General features: G+C 66.3%; 3 protein-coding genes. 1 reads left to right on the plus strand and 2 read right to left on the minus strand.

What is annotated here, in order from left to right; translation table 11 throughout:
* Nucleotides 1-297 (plus strand): TRAP transporter large permease subunit (locus I5M_RS05215; RefSeq protein ID WP_031335444.1); only part of this gene is annotated, 297 nt, incomplete at its 5' end.
* Nucleotides 298-403: 106 nt separating this feature from the next.
* On the opposite strand, the gene I5M_RS05220 is transcribed toward I5M_RS05215, so the two are convergent.
* Together I5M_RS05220 and I5M_RS05230 are read right to left on the minus strand one after the other, a co-directional pair.
* On the minus strand, nt 404-1309 hold the full coding sequence (locus I5M_RS05220) for a hydroxymethylglutaryl-CoA lyase (RefSeq protein WP_022720443.1): 906 nt from the start codon (nt 1307-1309) through the stop codon (nt 404-406).
* A 117-nt stretch (nt 1310-1426) separates the two neighbouring features.
* Nucleotides 1427-1966 (minus strand): biotin/lipoyl-containing protein (locus tag I5M_RS05230; protein ID WP_283804861.1); only part of this gene is annotated, 540 nt, incomplete at its 5' end.

Below are 1966 nucleotides of genomic sequence, written 5' to 3' on the forward strand. Positions count from 1 at the left end.
TCCATCATCCTGATGACCGCGCCGATCATCCTGCCGCCGCTCCGCGCCGCCAATTTCGACATCATCTGGTTCGGCGTGGTGATGACCATCGTGATGGAGATGGGGCTGATCCACCCGCCGGTCGGCCTCAACATCTTCGTCATCCGCAACGTCGCCCCCGACATCCCGCTGCGCGACGTCATCTGGGGCACGCTCCCGTTCGTGCTGCTGATGATGCTGGCGGTGCTGCTGCTGTGCATCTTCCCGGGCATCTCGACCGGACTGCCGGATCTGGTGATGGGGCCGGATGGGAGATAGGTCGGTGATTGCTCAGCGACCGTAGGGTGGGCAAAGGCGCGTAGCGCCGTGCCCACGAGCAAAGCTGGTCCGCGTGGGCTTCGCTTCGCTCAGCCCACCCTACAAACTAACCGGCGCGCTTCTGCTTCGCGTTCAGCGCATTGACGACGCGGCTGACGGGCGGGCGGCCGAGCAGTGACGCGATGCCGTTGGTGGCGGCAATCAGCCTATCCATGTCGACCCCCATCGCCACGCCCATACCCTCGAGCATGTACACGACGTCCTCGGTGGCGACGTTGCCCGTTGCGCCGGGCGCGTAGGGGCAGCCGCCGAGGCCGCCGGCGGCTGAGTCGATGACGCGGGCCCCCTCTTCCAGGCCGGCGTAGAGATTGGCGAGCGCCTGGCCGTAGGTGTCGTGGAAGTGCATCGCCAGCGACGCCATTGGCACCGCGTCGGCACACGCACGCAGCAGCCCGCGCACTTTCTTCGGTGTACCGACCCCGATGGTGTCGCCGAGCGAGACCTCGTAGCAGCCGAGGTCGCGCAGCGTGGTCGTGACGTCGACCACCGCCTGCACCGGTACGTCGCCGTCGAACGGACAGCCGAGCACGCAGGACACGTAGCCGCGCACCTTGACGCCGTCGGCCTTGGCGCGCGCGATCACCGGCTTGAAGCGCTCGATCGACTCCGCGACTGTGCAATTGATGTTGGCACGGGAGAAGCCTTCCGACGCCGAGGCAAACACTGCGATCACCTGCGCGCCGGCTGCGCGCGCGGCCTCGTAGCCCTTTTCATTGGGTACCAGCACGTGGAATTCGCCGGGCAGTTTCAGCGACGCGCGCAGCACCTCATCGGAGCCTTGCATTTGCGGCACCGCCTTGGGCGACACGAATGCGCCGACTTCGACAGTGTGTAGTCCGGCTGCGACCAACGCCTCCACGAACGCAACGCGGTCCGCGACGCTGACCGGCGTCTTCTCGTTCTGCAGCCCGTCGCGCGGGCCGACTTCGACGATGCGGATAGTGTCGGTCATTGAATGACTCCACGTACCTCGTCATGGCCGGGCTCGTCCCGGCCATCCACGCCTTCGGCGCTACTACGCATAAAGACGTGGATGCCCGGCACAAGGCCGGGCATGACGGAGAATGAACTATTCTGCGTCGGCCTCGAGCTCCGCTAGCTCGGCGCCTTCGGCGACGATATCGCCGACCTTACATCTGATCGCCTTCAGCGTGCCGGCAAACGGTGCGCGCAGGGTTTGCTCCATCTTCATCACTTCGAGCGTCAGGATGGCGGTGCCCTTGTCGAGCTTGGCGCCGACCTCCGCGAGCAGCGCCACAACGGTGCCGGGCAGCGGCGCGACGATCTTGTCTTCGCCGACGGCCTCCTCGCTCTCGCCGCCAAATGGATCGACGAGGTGCAGGTCGAACCGGCCGTTCTTCGTGCGGACGTACAATTCGTGCCCGTCGACCACCGCCGCGATGCGCGAGCGCACGCCATCCAACTGCAGATCGAAGCCTTCACCATTCGCCGACGACGCGAACGCGATCTCGCGCCCCTCGATCGTCAACGTCGAGGCGCCGCTGCCATAGCTGAGCAACACCGGATGATCTTTGTGCTCGTGCCCCTGCCCGCGCCGGAACACGAAGCTGCGCTTGCGGCGTCCGACCGGCATCCAGCCCGACGCCCG

The sequence above is a fragment of the Rhodopseudomonas sp. B29 genome (genome assembly GCF_000333455.1).
Lineage (GTDB): Bacteria > Pseudomonadota > Alphaproteobacteria > Rhizobiales > Xanthobacteraceae > Rhodopseudomonas.

Excerpts from the sequence above, each read along its gene's own strand:
- I5M_RS05220 (WP_022720443.1), bottom strand. The coding sequence starts at position 1,309 with ATGACCGACACTATCCGCATCGTCGAAGTCGGCCCGCGCGACGGGCTG.